Below are 21,975 nucleotides of genomic sequence, written 5' to 3' on the forward strand. Positions count from 1 at the left end.
GCAGCAGCGGGGCAAGTCGGTGCCTCCGGACGTCGACAAGCTGACCACGTCGCTGGGCACGCTGGGCCTCAAACGGCTCGTTCGAGGATCAAGTCAGCACGCACGATTCCGAGCGGGTCAGCGGACGGGACGCAGCACCAGTGCACCCAGGGGCGGGACGCGGAGGGTCACGGAGTGGCTGCGACCCTTCCAGGGGACGTCCTGGGCGTGCACCCGGCCGAGGTTGCCGACCCCCGAGCCGCCGTAGTCGGCGGCGTCCGTGTTGAGGGCCTCGTCCCACTCGCCGCCGTCGGGCAGGGCCAGGCGGTAGCCCTCGTGCGGGACGCCGGCGAAGTTCACGACCACCACGACGGGGTTACCGTCCGCGTCGCGGCGCACCCACGAGACGGTGTCGTGGTCGGCGTCGTCCGCGTCGAGCCACTCGAAGCCGGCGGCGTCGAAGTCCCGCTCCCACAGGGCCGGGGTGGCGCGGTAGAGGGCGTTGAGGTCGCGCACCAGCCGCTGCACGCCGGCGTGGCCGGGAGTCTCGAGCAGCCACCAGTCCAAGCCGGCGCCCTCGTTCCACTCGGCGTCCTGGGCGAACTCCTGGCCCATGAAGAGCAGCTGCTTGCCAGGGTGCGTCCACTGGTAGGCGAGGAAGGCGCGCACGCCCGCGAGCTGCTTCCACCGGTCGCCCGGCATGCGGCGCAGCAGCGACCCCTTGCCGTGCACCACCTCGTCGTGGCTGACCGGCAGCACGTACTGCTCGGAGAACGCGTAGACCAGCGAGAACGTCAGCTCGTGATGGTGGTAGCGGCGGTACATCGGGTCGTGCGCGACGTAGCGCAGCCCGTCGTTCATCCAGCCCATGTTCCACTTCAGGCCGAAACCGAGGCCGCCCGCGGAAGTCGGGCTCGTCACGCCGGGGAAGGCCGTCGACTCCTCCGCGATCATCATGACGCCAGGGGAGCGGCGGTACGCCGTGGCGTTCGCCTCCTGCAGGAACGCGATCGCCTCGAGGTTCTCGCGTCCGCCGTGGACGTTGGGGACCCACTGCCCGGGCTCGCGCGAGTAGTCGAGGTAGAGCATCGAGGCCACGGCGTCGACGCGCAGCCCGTCGGCGTGGAACTCCTCGAACCAGTAGGTGGCGTTGGCGACGAGGAAGTTGCGCACCTCGCGCCGGCCGAAGTCGAAGACGTACGTGCCCCAGTCGGGCTGCTCGCCCCGGCGCGGGTCGGGGTGCTCGTACAGGGGCGCGCCGTCGAACCGGGCGAGGGCGAACTCGTCGCGCGGGAAGTGCCCCGGCACCCAGTCGAGGATGACGCCGACGCCCGCCTGGTGCAGCCGGTCCACCAGGTGGCGGAAGTCGTCAGGGTGCCCGAACCGCGCCGTGGGCGCGTAGTAGCCCGTGACCTGGTAGCCCCACGACCCGCCGAACGGGTGCTCCGCCACGGGCAGCAGCTCCACGTGGGTGAAGCCCTGCTCGACGACGTAGGTGGTGAGCTCCTCGGCCAGCTCGCGGTATCCGAGCCCGGGCCGCCACGAACCCAGGTGCACCTCGTAGACGCTGACCGGCCCGGAGTGCGGGTCGCTCGCCGCACGCTGCGACAGCCACGCGTCGTCGCCCCACTCGTAGGCCGAGTCGACGACGACGGACGCCGTGGCGGGCGGCACCTCCGTGCCCTTGGCCAGAGGGTCGGCCTTGGCCCGCCACACGCGGTCGGCGCCGAGCACCTCGTACTTGTACCGCGTTCCCCCACCGACACCGGGCACGAAGAGCTCCCACACCCCGCTCGAGCCGAGGGAGCGCATCGGGTGCACGGTGGTCCACCGGTTGTGGTCGCCCACGAGCCGCACCCCGCGCGCGTTCGGTGCCCAGACGGCGAACGCCGTGCCGTCGACGTCGCCGAGCGCGCTCGCGTACCGGTGCGGGTTGGCGCCGAGCACCCGCCAGAGCTCCTCGTGCCGACCCTCCGCCACGAGGTGCAGGTCCACCTCGCCGAGGGTGGGCAGGAAGCGGTACGGGTCGTCGACGGTCTGCACGTCGTCGTCGTACCGGGTGCGCACGCGGTAGTCCGGCGCGTGCTGCACCCCTGCCGCGTCCACGCCCGCCGGGACCACGGCCTCCCACACGCCGGCCGCCACGTGCCGCGCCGGGTGCTCGCCGTCGCCGAGCACCACCGTCACCTCGTCCGCCAGCGGCCGCAGCGTCCGCACCACCGCCCAGGCGGAGCCGTCGGCCGCCGAGGCGTCCAGGAGGTGCGGGCCGAGGACCGTGTGCGGGTCGTGCAGGGTGCCCTGCGCGACCGCGGTCAGCACCTCGGGATCGACAGGAGGCGGCGTTGGCGTCATGCGCTCACGATTCCACGGACCCCCGGGTGTCGCGTTCCGACGCGCGGCCCGGACGGGAGGCCCCGCGAGCGTGCCCGCGGGGCATAGCGTGTGCTTCGACCACTTCACGGGAGGTGGCAGGACCCCGGCCGTCCGGACCGCCTCTCTGTGCACGACGAAGGACTCCTCCATGACCTCCCTGCCCCCGACCTTCCGCGCCCTGCACGACGGGTGGAGCCTGACGGCCCCCACGCTCCCCGCCGGCGCGCCGGACACGGTGCCCGCGGCCCTCACGGCCGGGATCCCCGCGGCAGTACCGGGGGAGGCCCACCTCGACCTGCACCGGGCGGGCCTCATCGACGCACCGTTCGACGGCGACAACGAGACGTCGCAGCAGTGGGTCGGCGACACCTCGTGGCGGTACGCGACGACGTTCGCGTGGCAGCCGGGTGACGCCACGCGGCACGACCTGGTCGCGCTCGGGCTCGACACCGTGGCGACGGTGGAGCTCAACGGGGTCGAGCTCGGCACGACGCAGAACATGCACCGGTCCTTCCGGTGGGACGCGCGCGACGCGCTGCGAGAGGGCGACAACTCCCTGGTCGTCACCTTCGCCGCGCCCGTGCCCGAGGCGCTGGCTCGCGCCGAGCGGGACGGCACGCTGCCGTCGACCAACCACCACGAGTACAACCAGCTGCGCAAGATGGCCTGCTCGTTCGGCTGGGACTGGGGGATCGACGTCGCCGGCGCGGGCATCTGGAAGCCGATCGGCCTCGACTCCTGGTCCGGGGTGCGCGTCGTCTCCGTGCGGCCGCTCGTCGACGTCGCCGGTGCAGATGAGCAGGGCGGGCACGACGGCGTCCTCACCGCGCACGTCGAGATCGAGCGCGACGGCGCGACGGGCGCCGGCGCGGTGCCGCTGGAGGTGCGTGTCACCGGGCCCGACGGTGGGCAGCTCCTGGCGACGGGCAGCGTGCCCGCCGGGGAGGTCGAGGGCGTGGTGACCGTGCGGGTGCCGGGCGTGCGCCGCTGGTGGCCGGTCGGCCACGGTGCGCAGCCGCTCTACGACGTCGACGTGACGGCCACGAGCGACGGCGCCGCCGCCCGCTGGTCGGGGCGCGTCGGCTTCCGCACGGTCGAGCTGGACACCGCCCCCGACGACGCCGGCGCGCCGTTCGTGCTGAAGGTCAACGGCGAGACGGTGCTCGTCCGGGGGGCGAACTGGATCCCCGACCACGCGTTCCTCACCGAGATCGATCGCGACCGGTACGCCCGCCGCGTCGCCGACGCCCTCGAGGCGAACGTCAACCTCCTGCGGGTGTGGGGAGGCGGCATCTACGAGTCGGACGACCTGTACGACCTCGCCGACGAGCGCGGCCTGCTGATGTGGCAGGACTTCCCGTTCGCGTGCGCCGCCTACGGCGAGGACGAGCCGATGCGCTCCGAGGTGGAGGCCGAGGCCCGGGAGAACGTCACCCGGCTCAGCCCGCACCCCTCGCTGGTGATCTGGAACGGCAACAACGAGAACACGTGGGGCTCGGTTGACTGGGGGTGGGCCGGCATGCTGGACGGCCGCCCCTGGGGCGACCTGTACTACCGCGAGCTGCTGCCCGGCGTGCTGGCCGAGCTGGACCCCACGCGCCCGTACTCGCCGGCGAGCCCGTACTCGTTCGGCGACTACCGCCACCCGAACGACGAGCGCTACGGCACGATGCACATCTGGGACGTGTGGAACCGGGAGGACTACGGCGTCTACGCCCGCTACCGGCCGCGCTTCCTGTCGGAGTTCGGCTTCCAGGGCCCGCCGGCGTGGTCCACGCTCACCCGCGTCGTCCACGACGAGCCGCTCGACCCGTTCGGCCACCAGATGCTCGTGCACCAGAAGGCGCACCTGGGCAACGCCAAGCTGGAGCGCGGCTGGCAGGGGCACCTGCCCGACCCGGCCACGATCGAGGACTGGCACTGGACCACCCAGCTCAACCAGGCGCACGCCGTGCGGTTCGGCATCGAGCACGTGCGGTCCCTGACCCCGCACAACACCGGCACGATCATGTGGCAGCTCAACGACAGCTGGCCGGTCGTGTCGTGGGCGGCGGTCGACCACGACGAGCACCGCAAGCCACTCTGGCACGCGCTGCGCGCGGCCTACGCGCCCCGGCTCGCGACGCTCCAGCCCCGGGCCTCCGACGCTGCGCGCGCCGCCGCCTGGGAGGGTGTGCCGCCGGAGCCGGACGGCGTTGCCCTCGTGGTGGTCAACGACACGGGGGCACGGCTGGCCGGGACGTGGACCGTCACGCGGGAGCGGCTCGACGGTGCCGTCCTCGCGACCACGACCCTCGAGGTCGACGTCCCCGCCCGCGGGGCCGCGACGGTGCCGGTCCCGGCCGACGTCGCCACCTTCGGCGACCCGGGCGAGGAGGTCCTCGTGGCCGCCCCGGACGACCCGGCGGCCGACGTCGCCGTGGCACTGCGGCACGGGGCGGAGGTCGTGGACCAGCGTCTCGACCCTCGAGCCCTGCGGATCGAGGCCACGCGCACGGCGGACGGCTGCGAGCTGCACGTGACAGCCACGTCCCTCGCACGGGACGTGTTCTGCCACGCCGACGTCGTGGACCCGGCGGCGCGCGTCGACGCGGGCATGGTGACGCTGCGGGCGGGCGAGCGCGTCACCCTGCGCGTCACCTCTCCCGCGGGCGGCGACCCGGAGGCGTTCGCCGCCGCGGTGCGCAGCGCGAACGACCTGGTCGGGCGCGCGGTCAGCGCGGGCGGTTGAGCACGCGGTCCACCGCGGACAGCGGGATGTGCACCCACCGGGGACGTTGGCGGGTCTCGTAGACCACCTCGTAGAGCGCCTTGTCGAGCACGAGGGCGGCGAGCACCGCGTCGGCGGTCGGGGGGTCGAGCGCCGGCGGGCGGCTGGTGTTCAGGCCGCTCACCGCTGCCGAGGCGTCGGCGGCCCGGCGGTAGCGGGCGAGGAAGGCGTGCACCGCCTCGGCCTCCCAGTACGGGTCGGGCGCCCCGCCGACGGCCGCCGCGTACGAGAACGAGCGCACCATGCCCGCGACGTCGCGCAGCGGGAGGTCCGGCGCCGTGCGCTCCGCCGCGGGGCGCTGCGGCTCGCCCTCGAAGTCGAGCAGCTTCCAGCCCGTCGCGCCGTGCAGGGCCTGGCCGAGGTGCAGGTCGCCGTGCACCGTCTGCAGCCGCAGGCGGGGCAGGCGGACCTGCAGGTCGTCGAGGAGGGTGGCGATCTCGGGCTCGCGCGCCGCGAGGGAGGGCGCCTCGGCGACGGCGAGCGCCGCCCGGCGTCGCAGCCCGTCGACGAACGTCGCCGGGTCCAGCAGCGGGCCGGGAGGCATCGCCTGGCGCAGCACGGCGTGCAGCTCGGCGAGCACCCGCCCGAGGTCCGCCGCGAGCTGGGCGAACGACTCGCCGCTGCCGGCGTGCTCGCAGGCCAGCTCGAAGCCGTCCCGGGCCTGGGGCACCAGCTCGCTGAGGACGGCGAGGGCGGTGGTCACGCCCGGCGCCGTGGGAACCTGCAGGGCGCCGAGGAACCGCGGCACGCCGTCCCACCCCGCGCGGGTCAGGGCGCGCGGTACGACCACGTCGGGGTGCGGGCCGGGGGTCACGGTCCGCAGGATCTTGAGCATCCCGCCCGTGCCGCCGGGGGACGGCACGCCCGGCAGCACGACGCTCGTGTTCGACTGCTCGCCCGCCACGACGCGCCCGCCGGCCACCAGCGCCGCGTCGTCCACGCCGTCGCCGGCGCCGGCGGCGCGCAGCAGGGCGAGCCAGCAGGCGGGGTGGGCACCGCCGTCGTGCACCGCGACCGGCCCCGCGGCGGTGCGGACCTCGGCGATGAACCCTGGCCCGCGTTCCGCCGGGTCGGTGAGGACCAGCGGCACCTGTGCCACCGCGGAGCCCCCGGGCACGCCCGCGCCGTGCAGCGCGGTCAGGACGACGACGACGTCGCCGCCCGCGCCGGACCCGCCCGTCGCGGTGCCGGCCGTGCCGCGCTCGTCGTCGAACGTCACGGCCAGCCACGGCTCGACCCGCACGTCGGCGCCGCTGGCCCCGCCCGCGGGGAACCAGCGCCGGCCCGGCAGCCAGGCCGCGAGCAGGTCCCCGACGCTCGGGTCGGGGACGTCCGCGGCCGGCCGCACCGCGGTCATGCGCGACCGCCCCCGGAGGTGGTCGCGACCGGCGACGCCGGCGGGGTCAGCAGCAGCCAGTAGAAGTCGCGGGACCCCCACGTCATCGTGATCGACTCGTCCGGCCCGACGTCGGGGAACCGGGCGCCCCCGAAGAGGTCGGTCAGCGACCATCCCGCGCGCCCGGGCAGCCGCACGCGCGCCGAGCGTGCCGTGGCGGACAGGTTCGCCGCCATGAGCAGCGTCTCGCCGGGCGCCGAGCGGGTGAACGCGATCACCGCCTCGTCGTCCGCGTCGAGGGCCGTCAGGTCCCCGGTGCCGAACGCCGGGTGCAGGCGTCGCACGGCGAGCATGCCGTGCACCCAGTGCAGCAGGGAGGACGGCTGCGCGAGCTGCGCCTCGACGTTGGTGTGCTGGTAGTGGTGCACGAGCGACTGCACCAGCGGCAGGTACAGCTTGCCCGGGTCGGCGGTGGAGAAGCCGGCGTTGCGGTCCGGGGTCCACTGCATCGGGGTGCGCACCGAGTCGCGGTCGGGCAGCCAGATGTTGTCGCCCATGCCGATCTCGTCCCCGTAGTACAGGCACGGGCTGCCCGGCAGGCTCAGCAGCAGCGCGTGCGCCAGCTCCACCTCCTTGCGCGAGTTGTCGAGCAGGGGCGACAGCCGCCGGCGGATGCCGATGTTGGCCCGCATGCGCGGGTCGGGGGCGAACCACCCGTACATCGCCGCGCGCTCCTCGGTGGAGACCATCTCGAGGGTCAGCTCGTCATGGTTGCGCAGGAACGTGGACCACTGGCCGCCCGGCGCGGGGATGTCGGGGGTGTCCGCGAGGATGTCCAGCAGCGGCCGGGCCCGCTGGTCGCGCATCGCGTAGTAGACGCGCGGCATCACGGGGAAGTGGAAGCACATGTGGCACTCGGGCTCGTCCGCGGTGCCGAAGTAGTCGACGACCTCCTGCGGCCACTGGTTCGCCTCGGCCAGCATGATGCGGCCCGGGTACTCGTCGTCGATCATGCGGCGCACCCGGCGCAGGAACGCGTGCGTCTCCGGCAGGTTCTCGCAGTTCGTGCCCTCTGCCTCGAACAGGTACGGGACGGCGTCGAGCCGGAAGCCGTCCACGCCGATCGCCAGCCAGAACCGCGCCACGTCCAGCATGGCGTCCACGACGCGCGGGTTCTCGAAGTTGAGGTCCGGCTGGTGGCTGAAGAACCGGTGCCAGAAGTACTGCCGGCGCTCCGGGTCGAACGTCCAGTTGGACGTCTCCGTGTCCACGAAGATGATGCGCGCGTCCGGGTACCGGGTGTCGTCGTCGGACCACACGTAGAAGTCGCCGTAGGGACCGTGCGGGTCGGCCCGCGACGCCTGGAACCAGGGGTGCTGGTCGCTGGTGTGGTTCATCACCAGGTCCACCACCACCCGGATGCCGCGCGCGTGCGCCGCCTCGATGAGCTCGGTGAAGTCCCCGACGGTGCCGTACTGGCTCGCGATCGACGTGTAGTCGGCGACGTCGTACCCGCCGTCGCGCAGCGGGGACGGGTAGAACGGCGGCAGCCACAGGCAGTCCACCCCCAGCCACTGCAGGTAGTCGAGCCGCTCGGTGACGCCCCGCAGGTCGCCCGTGCCCGCCCCGGCGGTGTCGGAGAAGGCGCGCACGATGACCTCGTAGAACACCGCCGTGCGGTACCACTCCGGGTCGTCGGACAGCCCCGGCTTGTCCAGCGGCGGCGGCGTCGGCTGCGGGCGCGTGGGCAGCGCCTGGACCGGCACCTGGCGCGTGATGGGGCGCGGCACCTCGGGCGTCATCGCCGGACCGCCGTCGGCCGTGTCATGGCGGCCGTCACGCCAGCCCCACGGTGAGCACGTGCGCCACCTGCTCGCGCGGGTCGAGGCGGACGTACGGGTGCGCGCCCCACGGGTACGTCGCGCCCGACAGCTCGTCGTGGGCGACGAAGAACGCCTGGTCCTCCACGCCGTCGGGCCGCGTCAGCCCGAGGGCCTCGAGGTCGAGGAGCACCGTGGACTCCTGCGTGGTCCACGGGTCCAGGTTCAGCACCACGAGCACGACGTCGTCCGTCGTGGCGCCCGGCCGCCCCGCGCCGGGCAGGTGCTCGGCACGCACGCGCCGGGAGAACGCCACGACCTGGTCGTTCGTCGTCGGGTGCACCGTCAGGTCGCGCAGCTGCTGCAGCGCGGGGTGCGCCCGCCGGATCTCGTTCAGACGCCGCAGCAGCGTGGAGACGCCGATGACGTCGGCCTGCGACCAGTCGCGCGGCTTGTACTCGTACTTCTCGTTGTCGATCTGCTCCTCGACGCCCGGCCGCGGCACGTTCTCCACCAGCTCGTAGCCCGAGTAGATCCCCCACGTGGGGCTGCCGAGCGCCGCCAGGACCGCGCGCACCGCGAAGCCCGCCACCCCGCCGTGCTGCAGGTACGGCGGCAGGATGTCGTGCGTCGTCGGCCAGAACGACGGGCGCAGCACCGAGCCTTGCGGCCCGGACACCTCCTGCAGGTACTCCTCGATCTCCTCCTTGGTCGTGCGCCAGGTGAAGTAGGTGTACGACTGGTGGAACCCGATGCGCGCGAGCGTCTGCATCATCGCGGGCCGGGTGAACGCCTCCGACAGGAACAGCACCTCCGGGTGCGTCGCGTGCACCCGCGCCAGCAGCCACTCCCAGAAGTCCAGCGGCTTGGTGTGCGGGTTGTCGACGCGGAACGCCGTCACGCCCCGGTCCACCCACAGCAGCACGATGCGCAGGATCTCCTCCGCCAGGCCCTGCGGGTCGCGGTCGAAGTTCAGCGGATAGATGTCCTGGTACTTCTTCGGCGGGTTCTCCGCGTACGCGATCGTCCCGTCGGCGCGGATCGTGAACCACTCCGGGTGCTCGGTCACCCACGGGTGGTCGGGCGAGCACTGCAGCGCCAGGTCGAGCGCCACCTCGAGATCGTGGGAGCGAGCCGCCGCGACGAAGGCACGGAAGTCGGCCTCGGAGCCGAGGTCCTGGTGGATCGCGTCGTGACCACCGTCGGGCGCACCGATCGCGTACGGGCTGCCCGGGTCGCCCGGCTGCGGGTCCAGGGTGTTGTTCCGGCCCTTGCGGAACGTCGTGCCGATGGGGTGCACCGGGGTGAGGTAGACGACGTCGAACCCCATCGCGGCGATCTCCGGCAGCCGACGCGCCGCCGTCCGGAACGTGCCCGAGCGCCACGTCCCGTCCTTGCGCCGCGCCGCGCCCTCGGAGCGCGGGAACAGCTCGTACCAGCTCGCCGCGAGCGCCAGCGGACGGCTCACGCGGAGGGGGTACGCGGCGCTCGCCGTCACGAGGTCGCGCAGCGGCGCACGGCGCAGGGCGTCCTTCACCGCGGCCGTCATCGCCATCGCCAGCCGTGCCTCGGGCGGGCGCGTGGTGTCGGAGAGCTCGCGGGCCGCCGCCTCCAGCGTGGCGGCGTCGGCCGCGGACCGTGCGGCCTGCAGCTCCGGGGCGACGATGCGCTCGAACAGCAGGCGGCCCTCCGCCAGCACGAGCTCCACGTCCTGCCCGGCGTCGAACTTGATCACCGCGTCGTGCGCCCACGTCGCATACGGGTCCGCCCAGCCCTCGACGCGGAACGACCAGTCGCCCTCCGCGTCGGGCTGCAGGAAGCCGCGGAAGCGGTCGAGGCCCGGCGCGACGTCGGTCATGGGCGCGGTGGAGTGCACCGAGCCGTCCGGCGCGAGCAGGACGGCGGTGGCCGCGACGGCGTCGTGCCCCTCGCGGAACACGGTGGCCTCGACCGGCACCACCTCGCCGACGGCCGCCTTCGCCGGCCAGCGCCCGCCCTCGACGACGGGGGAGAGCTCGAGGACGGGGATCCGTCCGATCGGCACGTGCGGCGTGGGCTGCGGAGACGTCACGGCCTCCACGCTAGCCAGCAGGCCCGCATGGCGCGCGCGCACTCGCCGTCGTCGCGCCAGCGCCTCCCTCGCCGAGGCAGCACGCAGGCCCGCGAGGTAGCACGGGACGCGGCGAGGTAGTTCAAGAATCCGCGAGGTAGTGCCGGAGGCCGTGAGGTAGCACCGGAGGCGGCGAGGTAGTTCAAGAATCCGCGAGGTAGTTCGTCGAGCACCGAGGTAGTCACGAGGCCACTACCTCGCGGGGATCTGAACTACCTCGCGGGCTCGCGTGCTACCTCGCGGGGGGCTGGACTACCTCGGCGGTCAGGCGCCGGCGGCGAGGGCGCGGCCGGTGGTGCGGCCGGTGTGCAGGCAGCCCCCGAGGAAGGTGCCCTCCAGCGCGCGGTGGCCGTGCACGCCGCCGCCGCCGAACCCGGCGGCCTCGCCGACGGCCCACAGACCGTCCAGCACGGACCCGTCGGCGCGCAGGACGCGTCCCGACGGGTCGCACCACAGGCCGCCGAGCGTCTTGCGGGTCAGGACCGACAGCCGGACGGCGAGCAGCGGGCCGTCCTTCGGCGTCGTCAGCGGGCGCGGCCGGGCGACGCGGATCAGCTTGTCCACGCGGTAGTCGCGGGTGGCGCGCGTCGCCACGACCTGCGGGTCCTTGCCCAGCCCGGAGGCCACCTGGGCGTCGCGGGCGGCGACGACGGCGGCGAGCGCGTCCGGGTCCACGTGCCCCTTCGAGCCGGGGGTCGCGTCGACGAGGGCGTTCATCTTCGCGGCGAGCTCGGCCGGGGTGTCCGCCCAGAGGAACTCGGGAGACTCGGCGGCGAACCTCGCGACGGGCCCGACGGCGCGCGGCAGCACGCGCTGCGCCAGGAGCCGGACGTCCTTGCCGGTGAGGTCGGGGTTCTGCTCGGACCCCGACAGGGCGAACTCGGACTCCATGATCGCCTTGTTGAGCACGAACCAGGAGTGGTCGTCGCCGCGCCGGGTGACGTGCTGCAGCGACCCCAGGGCGTCGAAGCCGGGGAACAGCGGGGCAGGCAGGCGGCCGCCGTCGGCGTCGAGCCACAGCGACGAGGGGCCGGGAAGGATGCGGATGCCGTGGTTCGTCCAGACGGGCGAGTGGTTGGCGATGCCCTCGGGGTAGTGCCACATCCGGTCCTCGTGCACGAGGGCGGCGCCCGCCTCGGCGGCGATCCCGAGCATGAGGCCGTCGGTCGAGTCCGGGACGCCGGACAGCATCCGGTCGGGCAACGTGCCCGCCTCGGGGTCCCAGTGCGCGCGGGCCAGGTCGTGGTTGGCACCGATGCCACCGGACGCGACGACGACGGCGCCTGCGGCGATCTCCTCCGAGCCCACGACGTCGCGGTTCGACGGCGCACCGCGGCCACCGAACGGCAGCCCTGCGACGGGCTGGTCGGCCAGGACGTCCGCACGCACGCCGGTGACGCGGCCGTCCGTCGTGACCAGCCCCGTGACGCGACGACGGAAGCGCAGGTCCAGCAGCCCGGCGTCGCGCGCCGCCAGGGCCGCGGCGACGAACGGCGCGACGATGCCCGGGCCGGTGCCCCAGGTGACGTGGAAGCGGGGCACGGAGTTGCCGTGCTCCACCCGGCCGTCGGCATGACCCACCGTGTACCCGCCGCGCTCGGCCCACTGGACCAGCGGGAACCAGCGCACGCCCTTGCCGCGCAACCACGAGCGCAGGTCGCCCGCGGCGAACTCGACGAACCGCCGGGCCCACGCGTACCCGTGGCGGTCGGGACCCTCGCCGCGCTCGGCGCCGGGCTCGAACTGCGCGGAGCCCAGCCAGTCCGCCCACGCCAGGTCGGCCGAGTCGTGCACGCCCATCGCGCGCTGCTCGGGCGACCCGACCAGGAACAGGCCGCCGAACGACCACCACGCCTGGCCGCCGAACGACGCCTCCGGCTCCTGGTCCAGCAGCACCACCCGCCGGCCCGCCGCGGTGAGCTCCGTGGCCGTGACGAGCCCCGACAGGCCCCCTCCGATGACGACGACGTCCGCATCCATGCGCGAAGTCTGGCAGAGGTGTGACCCCGCGCACACCGGTGGCGGGCAGCGTCACCGACCCAGATGGACCTCCACGCTCAGCGCCTCGACCACGGTCGCGCCGTCGTCGTCGCCGGGCGGGCCCTCCGGCTGCTCCGGGCGGTCCCACGACGAGCTCCACACCCGTTCCCACGACGCGCCGCCGGGTGCCGGGGGCAACGTCACGTCGGTGTCGTCCAGCCCGCCGTTGAGGACGAGCAGCACGTGCGCGTCGCCGTCGGCCGGCCCGGGGCGCAGCATCTGCACGACCCGCCGCCCGGCGACGGCCCACGCGTCCCGGTCCATCGGCGCGCCGTCGACGGCGAACCACAGCAGGTCCGGCTCGTCCTCGCCGGGACGGGGGGACCCGAGGAAGAACGAGTCCGCGCGCAGCGCCGCGTGCTCCGCCCGCAACGCCACCAGGAAGCGGGTGGTGTCGAGGAGGTCGCGGGCCGCGTCCTCGAGGTCCCAGCCGACCCACGAGATCTCGTTGTCCTGCGCGTACGCGTTGTTGTTGCCGCGCTGCGTGCGGCCGAGCTCGTCGCCGGCGGTCAGCATCGGGGTCCCGGCGGACAGGAGCAGCATGGCCAGCAGGTTGCGCTGGGAGCGGCGACGCAGGGGCACGACGGCGGACCACGGCTCGGTGGCGGTGTCGCCACCGCCCTCCCCGTCGTCGGCGCCGGGCGCGTGCCCCTCGACCCCGTGGTTCCAGGACAGGTTGTGGTCCGACCCGTCGCGGTTGTCCTCGCCGTTGGCCTCGTTGTGCTTGTGGTCGTAGGCGACGAGGTCCGCCAGGGTGAAGCCGTCGTGCGCGGTGACGTAGTTGACCGACGCGACCGGGCCGCGCACCAGCGGCGGGTCCGAGTGCCCGAACAGGTCGGCCGAGCCCGCCAGCCGCGTGGTGAGCTCCCGCAGGCCGTGCATCGGCCGCCCGTGCGAGCCCTCGCGCGGCGCGTCGAGCCAGAAACCTCGCACGGCGTCGCGGAACCGGTCGTTCCACTCCGCGGTGGGCGGGGGGAAGTTGCCGGTCTGCCAGCCGCCCGGCCCGACGTCCCACGGCTCGGCCACCAGCTTGAGGTTGTTCAGCACGGGGTCGGTCTGCAGGGCCACGAGGAACGGGTGGTCGGGGGAGAAGCCGTGGTGGGTGCGTCCCAGGGTGACCGCCAGGTCGAACCGGAACCCGTCCACGCCCACGACCTCCGCCCAGTACCGCAGCGAGTCCAGCGCGAGCTGCACCACGCGCGGGCGGCGGAAGTCGAGCGAGTTCCCCGTGCCGGTGACGTCGGCGAGCGCGGCGGGGGAGGCGCCGTCGTGCAGGTAGTAGCCCGCGTTGTCGAGGCCGCGCCAGCTCACGTGCAGGGCGTCGTCGCCGCCCTCGCAGGTGTGGTTGTACACGACGTCCAGCAGCACCTCGATGCCCGCCTCGTGCAGCAGGTGCACCATGCCGCGGACCTCGTCGAGGACGGCGGCCGGCCCGGCCTCGCGCGCCGCCCGCGTGGCGTACGCGGCGTGCGGGGCGAAGAAGCCGAGCGTCTGGTACCCCCAGTAGTTCGTGAGCCCCTGGGCCACCAGGTAGGGCTCGCTGGCGAAGGCGTGGATCGGCAGCAGCTCGAGGGTGGTGACGCCGAGGCTCGTCAGGTGGGCGATCGTCGCCGGGTGCGCGACCCCCGCGTACGTGCCGCGCAGCTCGGGCGGCACGTCCGGGTGCGTCGCGGTCAGCCCCTTGACGTGCGCCTCGTAGACCACGGTGTCGGCCCACGGGACGCGCGGCCGGCTCAGCGGCGGGGGGCCGTCGTACGCGGGCAGGACCACGGAGTGCGGCACGAAGGCGAGCGAGTCGCGCTCGTCCGGCTCCCCGTAGCGCTCCGCCACCCAGGACCGGCCCGCCGGGGAGTCCGGGTCGTCGCCGCCGGGCGTGCTCACGGCGCCGTGCGTCTCCGGCCCGTAGGTGAGGTCGCCCACCAGGCCGCGGGCGTACGGGTCCACCAGCAGCTTGGCGGGGTTGTGGCGCTGGCCCGCCTCCGGGTCCCACGCGCCGTGGACCCGGAACCCGTACCGCTGGCCCGGCCGCACCTGCGGCACGTGGGCGTGCCAGACGCCGTAGACCGGGCCGTCCAGCAGGACCCGGCGCTCGGCGTACCGCGCCGGGTCGTGCGGGTCGAGGTCCGGCTCGACGACGTCGATCAGGCACAGCTCCACGCCGTCCGCGTGCGACGCCGCGACGGCCACGTCCACCCCGCCGTCCGGCGTCGGGTGCACCCCCAGCGGCGGGACGTGGCTGCGTCGCACCTGCGGGCGCGTCAGCGGCGTGACCTTGGGGCGCGACTCCATGGGGACGTCCATGCGGACATGGTGCCTGCCGTGACCGACAGCCGCGCGCGACCCGCCCGGTCATGCCCGGTCGGCCCCGCCCCGAACCGCCGTCGTCCGCCAGTGGACGACGGCGGCCTGCGGGCGGCCCCGCAGGTAGGCTCGACACCGTCGGCCGCAGCGCCTGCGGCCGGTCGTCACCACCGTGAGCTGGAGGTCGCGCCCGTGCGCATCGTCGTCGCCGTGAAGTACGTGCCGGACATCAACGCGGAGCGGCGGTTCGTGGACTGTCGGGTGGACCGCGACCCCGGCGTCGGGACCCTCAACGAGCTGGACGAGAACGCGCTCGAGGCGGCCCTGCGGATCCTCGACGCGCTGCCCGAGGACGAGCGCGCCGCGAGCGAGGTCGTCGCCCTGACGGTCGCTCCTGCCGAGGGGGACGTGGCCCTGCGCAAGTCGTTCCAGATGGGCGTGGACCGAGCCGTGCGCGTCACCGACGACACGCTGGCGGGCTCCGACTACTTCGGCACCGCCGCGGCGCTCGCCGCCGGGGTGCGCAGGCTCGAGGCCGACGGCGCCCCCGTCGACCTGGTGGTCACCGGCATGGCCGCGCTCGACGGCCTCGGGTCCGTGGTGCCGGCGCTCGTCGCCGCCGAGCTCGGCCGCCCCGCGGTCACGCTCGCGAAGAAGATCGACGTCGCCGGTGGCACCCTCACCGTCACGCGCGAGACCGACGAGGCCACGGAGACGCTCGCCGCGCCCCTGCCCGCCGTCCTGTCCGTCGCGGACACGGCCAACACGCCGCGCATGCCGAACTTCAAGCTGATCATGGCGGCCCGCACCAAGCAGGTCGAGACGTGGTCGGCCGCCGACCTCGGGCTGGACCCCGCCACCGTCGGCGCCGCCGGCGCGCGTACGGACGCGATCGCCGCCACGCCACGCCCCGCCCGCCCCGAGGTGCAGCTGGTGGTCGACAAGGGCGAGGGCGGCACCGCCCTCGCCGAGTACCTCATCCGCAACGAGCTGGTCTGAGAGGACGCGACCGTGACGACGAACGAGCCCACCCGTAACCGCACCGTCCTCGTCCTGCTGGACCCGGCGACGGAGGTCCGCTCCAGCGCGCTGGAGCTGCTCACCATCGGCCGCGGCCTCGGCCGTGTCGAGGCCGTCGCCCTCGAGGCGCCCACGGTCGAGGTGCTGGCCCAGCTCGGCGCCTACGGCGTCGAGACCGTGCACCAGGCCGAGGTGCCGATCGACGCCCTCCAGGCCGCGGGGGGCGACGACGCACGGCACCTGCCGGCCGTGGTCGGTGCGACGCTCGCCGCCGCCGTGCGCCGCACCGACGCCGACGTCGTCCTCGCGCCCGCGACGTTCGGCGCGAAGGAGGCCGCCGCCCTGGCCGCGCACGCCCTGGGCGCCGGCCTGGTCATCGACGCCGCCGTCGTCGACGAGGACTCCGACGGCCGCGTCGTGGCCGGCAAGCGCGTCTTCGCGGGCGCCTGGGACACCCGGTGCGTGGTCACCGCCGACGTCGCCGTGCTCACCGTGCGCTCGAACGCCGTCGTGCCCGAGCCTGCCGCCGCCCCCGTCGCGACCGACGTCGAGGCGCTGCCCGTCGCGCTGCCGGCCGGCACCTGCGGCGTGGTGGTCACGTCGCGCGAGGTCAAGGAGCGCGCGCCGGGCCGCCCGACGCTGGAGGAGGCCGCGGTGGTCGTCGCGGGCGGCCGTGGCACGGGCGGCGACTTCGGCGCTGTCGAGGAGTTCGCCGACGCGCTCGGCGCCGCGGTCGGCGCGTCCCGCGACGCCGTCTTCGAGGGCTGGTTCGACCGCTACATCGGCCAGACGGGCGTCACCATCGCGCCGCGCCTGTACGTGGGCGCGGGCATCTCCGGGGCGCCGCACCACCGCGGCGGGATGCAGGCGTCGCAGGTGATCGTGGCGGTCAACTCCGACCCGGAGGCCCCGATCTTCGAGATCTGCGACTTCGCCGTCGTCGGTGATCTCACGGACGTGCTGCCGCAGGCCGCCGCCGTCCTCCGGGCGCACCGCGAGGGCTGACCCGCCGCCGGACGATGCCTGTCCGGGGTCAGCCGCCCGCGAAGGGCGGCAGCAGGTCGAGGCTGGCGCCGTCAGGCACGACGTCGGACGGCGCGGCCCGGCGGCCGTCGAGCAGCACGCTGCACCGGGCGAGCACCGGCCCCGCCTCGGGGTCGGTCGCGGTCAGGCGGGCGACGACGTCGCCGACGGTCGCGCCCGGCGGAACGACGAGCGTCTCCTCCGCGCGGCCGAGGGCGGCGCGCGCCGCGGCGAAGTAGCGCAGGCTGACGGCCTTCGCCCCGCCCTGCGCGTCGGTCGTCACGTCCGTCAGCTGGTCGGTCACAGAGTCATCCTCCGATGGCGCTCATGGTCCGCTCGGGCTGGGTGAAGCCCGAGCTGTCGAGGTCGGTGCCGGAGCCGGAGTCGCTCATGCCGTGCCCGGCCTGCTTGGCCCACATGGCCCCGCGCCACAGGTCGGCCAGGACGGCGTCGTCCGCCCCCGCGCGCAGCGGGCCCAGCAGGTCGGTCTCGGTGTGCGCGAACAGGCAGTCGCGCACCCCGCCCTCGGCGGTGAGGCGGGTGCGACGGCAGTCGTCGCAGAACGGCTCCGTGACCGACGCGATGATGCCGACGCGCCCCCGGCGGCGGCCGTGCGGGGCCCCGTCGAGGTCCCGCACGACGAACCGCTCGGCGGGAGCGCCGTCGCGCGGCTCCTCGTCCGGCTCGAGGGCGAAGCGGGTGCCGAGCTGCTCGCGCACCTCCGCCGCGGTGACCATCGCCGCACGGTCCCACGCGTGGTCGGCGTCCAGCGGCATCTGCTCGATGAACCGCAGCTCGAAACCGCGCTCGAGGCACCACGACAGGAGCTCCGCCGCGTGGTCGAGGTTGACGCCGCGGACCAGGACCGCGTTGATCTTCACGAGGTCGAACTCGCGAGCCGCGGCGTCGATCCCCGCGAGCGTGCGGGCCAGGAACGGCCGTCGGGCGAGGGTGGCGAAGGTGTCCGGGTCGAGGGTGTCGAGCGAGATGTTGACCCGGTCCAGCCCGGCCTCCCGCAGGGCGGCGGCGCGGGAGTCCAGGCCGACGGCGTTGGTCGTGAGGCTCAGCTCCGGCCGGTGGGGGAGCGCGGCGCACTCGGCCACGATCTCGACGAGGTCGCGTCGCAGCAGCGGCTCGCCACCGGTGAACCGCACCTGCCGCACCCCCAGCTCGCTCGTCGCGATCCCGACGAGCCGCACGATCTCCTCGCGCGTCATCACCGAGTCCTTCGGCAGCGTGGGGAGGCCCTCCGCCGGCATGCAGTAGGTGCAACGCAGGTTGCAGCGGTCGGTGAGCGACACGCGCAGGTCGGTGGCGACCCGCCCGAACCGGTCCAGCAGGCCGCCCGTGGCAGGCCGGTCGGAGGGGAGGCGGACGTCGGGTACCCCCGCGGCGGGCAGCCGCGGCATCCCGAGGGAGACGGTCGTCATCCGATCAGCTCCCCGAGCTCTCGCCGGCGCCGCCCGGCCCCGGGTCCTGCCAGGACAGCGCGGCCGCCGTCGCGCGCTCCAGGGCGTCGGAGCCGTCGCCGCGCGCGGCCGCGAGCCCGGCCGCGTACCCCACGGCGTAGGTCGTGACCGGGGCTGCGGGGCGCGCGACCTGGTGGGCGGCGTCGCGGGCGAGGTCGAGCACGGCTCCGACGTCCACGCTGCGTGGCGGCAGCCCGAGCTCCACCTCCAGGGCGTCGACCCAGCGGTCCAGCGTGCTGGAGCCGGGCTCGGCGGCGCGGGGCGTCTGGTCGGTCATCGGGTTCCTCCCCAGCGTCATGCCCGCTCTTGCGGCGGCGCGTGCTCGGATGCGGTGGCCGTCGCGGCGGGCTCGGCCACGACGTCGTGGAGTCCTACCGTAAGGCGTCGCACGTCGTCCCAGGTGTCGACGTCCGCGCTGACGGCCTCCGCGTCGGGGACCTCGACGCACCGCAGCAGCCCCACCAGGCGCCGGACCGGCAGGCCGGACAGACCGTCCGTGCCGGCGAGAGCGTCCAGCGCCCCGCGCAGGGCCTCGTGACGATAGAGGCCGACCAGCCACTGCGCACGCCCGTCGCGGACCAGGTAGGCGCCGTCGATGGCCGACGTGCCCGGGTCGACGGCGGCCTGGGCAGCGTGGGTGACGGCGGCCCGCAGCAGGGGCACCGCCTCGGCGGCGCGCGGCACGTCCACGGCGAGCACCAGCACCCACGCCGGCGCGGCACCGTCCGCCTGCCGCCGACCAGCCGGGTGCTCGTGCCGCCGAGCGCGCTCGAGCGCGCGCAGCCCGGCGTCGAGCCCTGCCACCGGCCCGCCGAACGGCGGGTCCTCGCGGGCGACGATCACGTCACGGCCGGGCGGCAGCGGCAGGTCCGGCCCGACGACGACGGTGTGCTCCGCGTCGCGCGTCGCGGCCAGCGCGCGGTCGAGCAGGGTGTCGCCGTCGAGCACGACCGTCGGCTTGGGCACCCCGCCGAGCCGTGTCGCCCGCCCGCCGGCCAGGACGACGGCGTCGTAGGAGCCCGGGGGCTCTCGCGTCGGACCGGAGGCGCTCGTCATGTCAGGTCCTTGCCCTCAGTGCAGGCCGAAGGGCAGGTCGAGGGGAAGGACGTCGACGAGGTCGCCGGCCTCGACCTTCTCGACGCCCGGCGGCACCAGCGCCAGGCCGTCGGCGCCGAGCAGGGCGGAGGTCGCGTGCCCGCCGACGGCGCCCCGCCGCTCGTCGGCGGGCGCGACGGCGCGCTCCACCTCGCCCGACGGCAGCGTCCGCACCGGCACGACGTGCGTGCGCCCGGGCGGGCTCGGCCACGCCCCGGCAGCGGGCCGGGGGACGGCCCGCCGAGGCTCGCGACCCGCGAGTACCGCGACGGCCGGACCCACGAACAGTGCGAAGGAGACGAACGCGCTCACCGGGTTCCCGGGCAGAGCCACCCAGGGCACGTCCCGCCACCGGGCGAGCGCCTGCGGGCGGCCGGGGCGCAGCGCGACGGCCGCGACGTCGACGTCGGACAGGCGCTCGTCGGCGGCGTCGAGCACCGCCCGCACGACGTCCGACGCCCCCGCCGACACGCCGCCCGTCGTCACGAGCAGGTCCACCCCGAGGGCCCCCTCCGCCGCTGTGCGCGGGAGGGCGGACCCGTCCGTCGACGTCTCGTGGGCCGATCGCCCGCTCACCACGGTGTCGAGGGTGGCGCGCAGCGCCTCCGCGTCGTCCGGGACGGCACCCACCCGGACGACGTCGGCCCCCGTGGCGCGAGCCAGCGACGCCAGCAGCAGCGAGTTGGAGTCAGGGATGCGGCCGGGGCTCACGGGGGCGCCGGTCGCCACCAGCTCTGAGCCCGTGGACAGCACCGCGACGCGCGGCCGCCGCCGCACGGGCAGGGTGGCCAGGCCGGCCGACGCGGCCACGGCGACCAGCGCCGGGGTCACGACGTCGCCGGCGCGGCCGAGCAGGTTGCCGGGGCGCACGTCCTCGCCGCGGCGCCGTACGTGCGCCCGGTCCTGGCGGGCCAGGGTGACCTCGAGCTCCGACGTCGGGCCGCCCGCGACGAACCGACCGGTCGACGTCCGTTCGACGGGCACGACGGCGTCGGCCCAGGCGGGCACCGGGGCCCCGGTCATGATGCGCACCGCTCCCACCGGCTCCGCGGCCACGGGCGAGCCCGGGCGGCGGTCGCCGACCACCCGCAGCGTCGCCGGCGCGCCGTCGGCCGGCAGGTCGGCGAGGCGGACGGCGTAGCCGTCCATGGCCGCGGCGTCGAACGGCGGCACCAGCGCGACCGCGCGGACGTCGGCACCGAGCGTGCGCCCCGGCGGCTCGAGCGCGAGGTCCGCGAGCGCCGCCTCCTGGGCGGGCAGCGGTTCCACGCGGGCCAGGACGGCGCCGACGTGCTCGGCCAGGCTCCGCAGCGTGCTCCCGGTGCTCATGTCGTCACGCTAGGCCGAAAGTGTTTCGCCCGTGCACTCATCCGGCGTTCGCCCGCACGCGCTTGCGCACCGGGCCGAGGGTGAACAGCAGCGTGAGGAGCGCGGTGAGCGCGAGCAGCGCGAAACCGATGCCGTAGTCCCCGTTCGCGCCGTACACGGCGCCCATGATCAGCGGGGGGATGAACCCGCCGAGGCCGCCGGCGGCACCCACGACGCCCGTCACGGCGCCCACCGTCCCGGCCGGCGCCATCTTCGCCACGAGGGCGAACGTGGCGCCCGACGAGGCACCGAGCGCGGCAGCCATCCCGAGGAACGCGATCGTCGCGCCCGGGACCAGCGCGGGCTGGAAGATGACGATCGCCGCGAACACGGTGACCACCGAGAAGCAGACGATGGACACGGGGACGCCGCCGAGCCGGTCCGACAGGATGCCGCCGATCGGGCGGCAGATCACTGCGAGCACCACGAAGCCCGCGGTGCGGAAGGACGCGTCGCTGGCGCTCAGGTCGTAGGCGTTCTGCAGGAACGTCGGCAGGTACACGGAGAAGGCGACGAAACCGCCGAATCCGATGGCGTACAGCCAGGACAGCTGCAGCGTGGCAGGGATCTTGACCGTCGCCCACGTGCGGGCCAGCATGCCGCCGCCCGAGCCGGGCGTCCAGGCCGGGGAGTCGCGGAGCATGGCCCGGGACACCAGGGCGAAGACCGCCAGGAACACCGACACGATGACGAACGGCGCCCCGTCGCCCCACGCGTCCCGGATCGGCACGGTGGAGAAGGAGGCGATCGCCGTGCCGCCCATGCCGGCACCGAAGATGCCGATCGCGGTGCCGCGGCGGGCCGGCGGGTACCAGTTGTTCACGAAGGGCACACCGATCGCGAAGGTCGTGCCACCGAGGCCCAGGAAGAACCCGCCGATCAGCAGCCAGGGCAGGCTGTTGGCGACGAAGCCGATGAACAGGACCGGCACGATGGTCAGCGCGCTGCACAGGGGGAACATCACCTTGGCGCCGAAGCGGTCCGTGAGGGCACCGATCGGGATGCGCCCGAGCGACCCGACGATGACGGGGACCGCCACGAGCACGGACACCTCGAAGTCGGACAGGTGGTACAGCTGCCCGTAGCTGTTGCCCAGCGGGCCGAGCAGGGCCCACGCCCAGAAGCAGATCGCGAACCCGGCCGTGGCGAGGGCGAGCTGGGTCGTGTTGCCCTGCACGGCGGTGGTCGCCGGGGCGTCGGTCGGTCCGGGTGTCGCTGCCGAGGTCATGGTTCCTCCTTCGAGGCGGACGGGTCGTCCGGGGTGTCAGGGG

General features: G+C 74.8%; 15 protein-coding genes. 3 read left to right on the top strand and 12 right to left on the bottom strand.

Annotated features, from left to right (window positions below; translation table 11 throughout):
- Positions 1-117: 117 nt before the first annotated feature.
- Positions 118-2,331 carry a 1,4-alpha-glucan branching protein GlgB gene (gene glgB, locus ACWGKI_RS09730; protein WP_452186544.1) on the bottom strand — a complete coding sequence of 738 codons (2,214 nt, stop codon included), beginning with the start codon at positions 2,329-2,331 and terminating at the stop codon, positions 118-120.
- A gap of 169 nt (positions 2,332-2,500) precedes the next feature.
- Between glgB and ACWGKI_RS09735 the strand changes: the two genes are divergently transcribed.
- Positions 2,501-5,083, top strand: a complete 2,583-nt coding sequence (locus ACWGKI_RS09735) for a glycoside hydrolase family 2 protein (protein ID WP_452186546.1) — start codon at positions 2,501-2,503, stop codon at positions 5,081-5,083.
- Here the strand turns inward: ACWGKI_RS09735 and ACWGKI_RS09740 are convergent.
- The 5 genes from ACWGKI_RS09740 to glgX form a co-directional block, all read right to left on the bottom strand.
- On the bottom strand, positions 5,067-6,479 hold the full coding sequence (locus tag ACWGKI_RS09740) for an aminoglycoside phosphotransferase (protein ID WP_452186548.1): 1,413 nt from the start codon (positions 6,477-6,479) through the stop codon (positions 5,067-5,069). The genes ACWGKI_RS09735 and ACWGKI_RS09740 overlap by 17 nt on opposite strands.
- Entirely contained in the window at positions 6,476-8,260 is a 1,785-nt protein-coding gene (gene treS / locus ACWGKI_RS09745; RefSeq protein ID WP_452186550.1) for a maltose alpha-D-glucosyltransferase, read from the bottom strand. The genes ACWGKI_RS09740 and treS overlap by 4 nt, the downstream gene beginning before the upstream one ends.
- A gap of 34 nt (positions 8,261-8,294) precedes the next feature.
- Positions 8,295-10,358: an alpha-1,4-glucan--maltose-1-phosphate maltosyltransferase gene (locus ACWGKI_RS09750; protein ID WP_452186552.1), complete on the bottom strand. Its 2,064-nt coding sequence runs from the start codon at positions 10,356-10,358 to the stop codon at positions 8,295-8,297.
- Positions 10,359-10,652: 294 nt separating this feature from the next.
- A complete protein-coding gene (locus ACWGKI_RS09755; protein ID WP_452186554.1) occupies positions 10,653-12,368 on the bottom strand; it encodes an FAD-binding dehydrogenase in 1,716 nt (571 codons plus the stop codon).
- Positions 12,369-12,419: 51 nt separating this feature from the next.
- Positions 12,420-14,729 carry a glycogen debranching protein GlgX gene (gene glgX, locus ACWGKI_RS09760; protein ID WP_452186555.1) on the bottom strand — a complete coding sequence of 770 codons (2,310 nt, stop codon included), beginning with the start codon at positions 14,727-14,729 and terminating at the stop codon, positions 12,420-12,422.
- A 192-nt stretch (positions 14,730-14,921) separates the two neighbouring features.
- Here glgX and ACWGKI_RS09765 point away from each other — a divergent pair, with 192 nt between their 5' ends.
- Both ACWGKI_RS09765 and ACWGKI_RS09770 read left to right on the top strand, forming a co-directional pair.
- Complete coding sequence (locus ACWGKI_RS09765) at positions 14,922-15,728, top strand: electron transfer flavoprotein subunit beta/FixA family protein (protein WP_452186557.1); 807 nt, start codon at positions 14,922-14,924, stop codon at positions 15,726-15,728.
- 12 nt (positions 15,729-15,740) lie between these two features.
- Entirely contained in the window at positions 15,741-16,754 is a 1,014-nt protein-coding gene (locus ACWGKI_RS09770; protein WP_452186559.1) for an electron transfer flavoprotein subunit alpha/FixB family protein, read from the top strand.
- A 28-nt stretch (positions 16,755-16,782) separates the two neighbouring features.
- Here the strand turns inward: ACWGKI_RS09770 and ACWGKI_RS09775 are convergent, their stop codons facing one another.
- From ACWGKI_RS09775 to ACWGKI_RS09800, 6 genes are read right to left on the bottom strand one after another with little or no spacing between them, the layout of a single operon-like run.
- On the bottom strand, positions 16,783-17,076 hold the full coding sequence (locus tag ACWGKI_RS09775) for a MoaD/ThiS family protein (RefSeq protein WP_452186561.1): 294 nt from the start codon (positions 17,074-17,076) through the stop codon (positions 16,783-16,785).
- A gap of 4 nt (positions 17,077-17,080) precedes the next feature.
- Complete coding sequence (gene moaA, locus ACWGKI_RS09780; RefSeq protein WP_452186563.1) at positions 17,081-18,202, bottom strand: GTP 3',8-cyclase MoaA; 1,122 nt, start codon at positions 18,200-18,202, stop codon at positions 17,081-17,083.
- Between the two features lie 4 nt (positions 18,203-18,206).
- Positions 18,207-18,518: a DUF6457 domain-containing protein gene (locus ACWGKI_RS09785; RefSeq protein WP_452186565.1), complete on the bottom strand. Its 312-nt coding sequence runs from the start codon at positions 18,516-18,518 to the stop codon at positions 18,207-18,209.
- A 17-nt stretch (positions 18,519-18,535) separates the two neighbouring features.
- A complete protein-coding gene (mobA, locus tag ACWGKI_RS09790; protein WP_452186567.1) occupies positions 18,536-19,297 on the bottom strand; it encodes a molybdenum cofactor guanylyltransferase in 762 nt (253 codons plus the stop codon).
- Between the two features lie 15 nt (positions 19,298-19,312).
- Positions 19,313-20,665, bottom strand: a complete 1,353-nt coding sequence (locus ACWGKI_RS09795; protein ID WP_452186568.1) for a molybdopterin molybdotransferase MoeA — start codon at positions 20,663-20,665, stop codon at positions 19,313-19,315.
- A 37-nt stretch (positions 20,666-20,702) separates the two neighbouring features.
- Positions 20,703-21,932 carry an MFS transporter gene (locus tag ACWGKI_RS09800; protein ID WP_380241794.1) on the bottom strand — a complete coding sequence of 410 codons (1,230 nt, stop codon included), beginning with the start codon at positions 21,930-21,932 and terminating at the stop codon, positions 20,703-20,705.
- Positions 21,933-21,975: the final 43 nt, after the last annotated feature.

This window comes from Isoptericola sp. NPDC055881 (genome assembly GCF_053615895.1).

Bases quoted from the DNA above. Each gene is read 5' to 3' on its own strand.
- treS (WP_452186550.1), bottom strand. From the start codon at position 8,260: ATGACGCCCGAGGTGCCGCGCCCCATCACGCGCCAGGTGCCGGTCCAG.
- glgB (WP_452186544.1), bottom strand. From the start codon at position 2,331: ATGACGCCAACGCCGCCTCCTGTCGATCCCGAGGTGCTGACCGCGGTC.
- ACWGKI_RS09800 (WP_380241794.1), bottom strand. From the start codon at position 21,932: ATGACCTCGGCAGCGACACCCGGACCGACCGACGCCCCGGCGACCACC.
- ACWGKI_RS09740 (WP_452186548.1), bottom strand. From the start codon at position 6,479: ATGACCGCGGTGCGGCCGGCCGCGGACGTCCCCGACCCGAGCGTCGGG.
- ACWGKI_RS09785 (WP_452186565.1), bottom strand. From the start codon at position 18,518: ATGACCGACCAGACGCCCCGCGCCGCCGAGCCCGGCTCCAGCACGCTG.
- ACWGKI_RS09735 (WP_452186546.1), top strand. From the start codon at position 2,501: ATGACCTCCCTGCCCCCGACCTTCCGCGCCCTGCACGACGGGTGGAGC.
- glgX (WP_452186555.1), bottom strand. From the start codon at position 14,729: ATGGACGTCCCCATGGAGTCGCGCCCCAAGGTCACGCCGCTGACGCGC.
- moaA (WP_452186563.1), bottom strand. From the start codon at position 18,202: ATGACGACCGTCTCCCTCGGGATGCCGCGGCTGCCCGCCGCGGGGGTA.
- mobA (WP_452186567.1), bottom strand. From the start codon at position 19,297: ATGACGAGCGCCTCCGGTCCGACGCGAGAGCCCCCGGGCTCCTACGAC.
- ACWGKI_RS09795 (WP_452186568.1), bottom strand. From the start codon at position 20,665: ATGAGCACCGGGAGCACGCTGCGGAGCCTGGCCGAGCACGTCGGCGCC.
- ACWGKI_RS09755 (WP_452186554.1), bottom strand. From the start codon at position 12,368: ATGGATGCGGACGTCGTCGTCATCGGAGGGGGCCTGTCGGGGCTCGTC.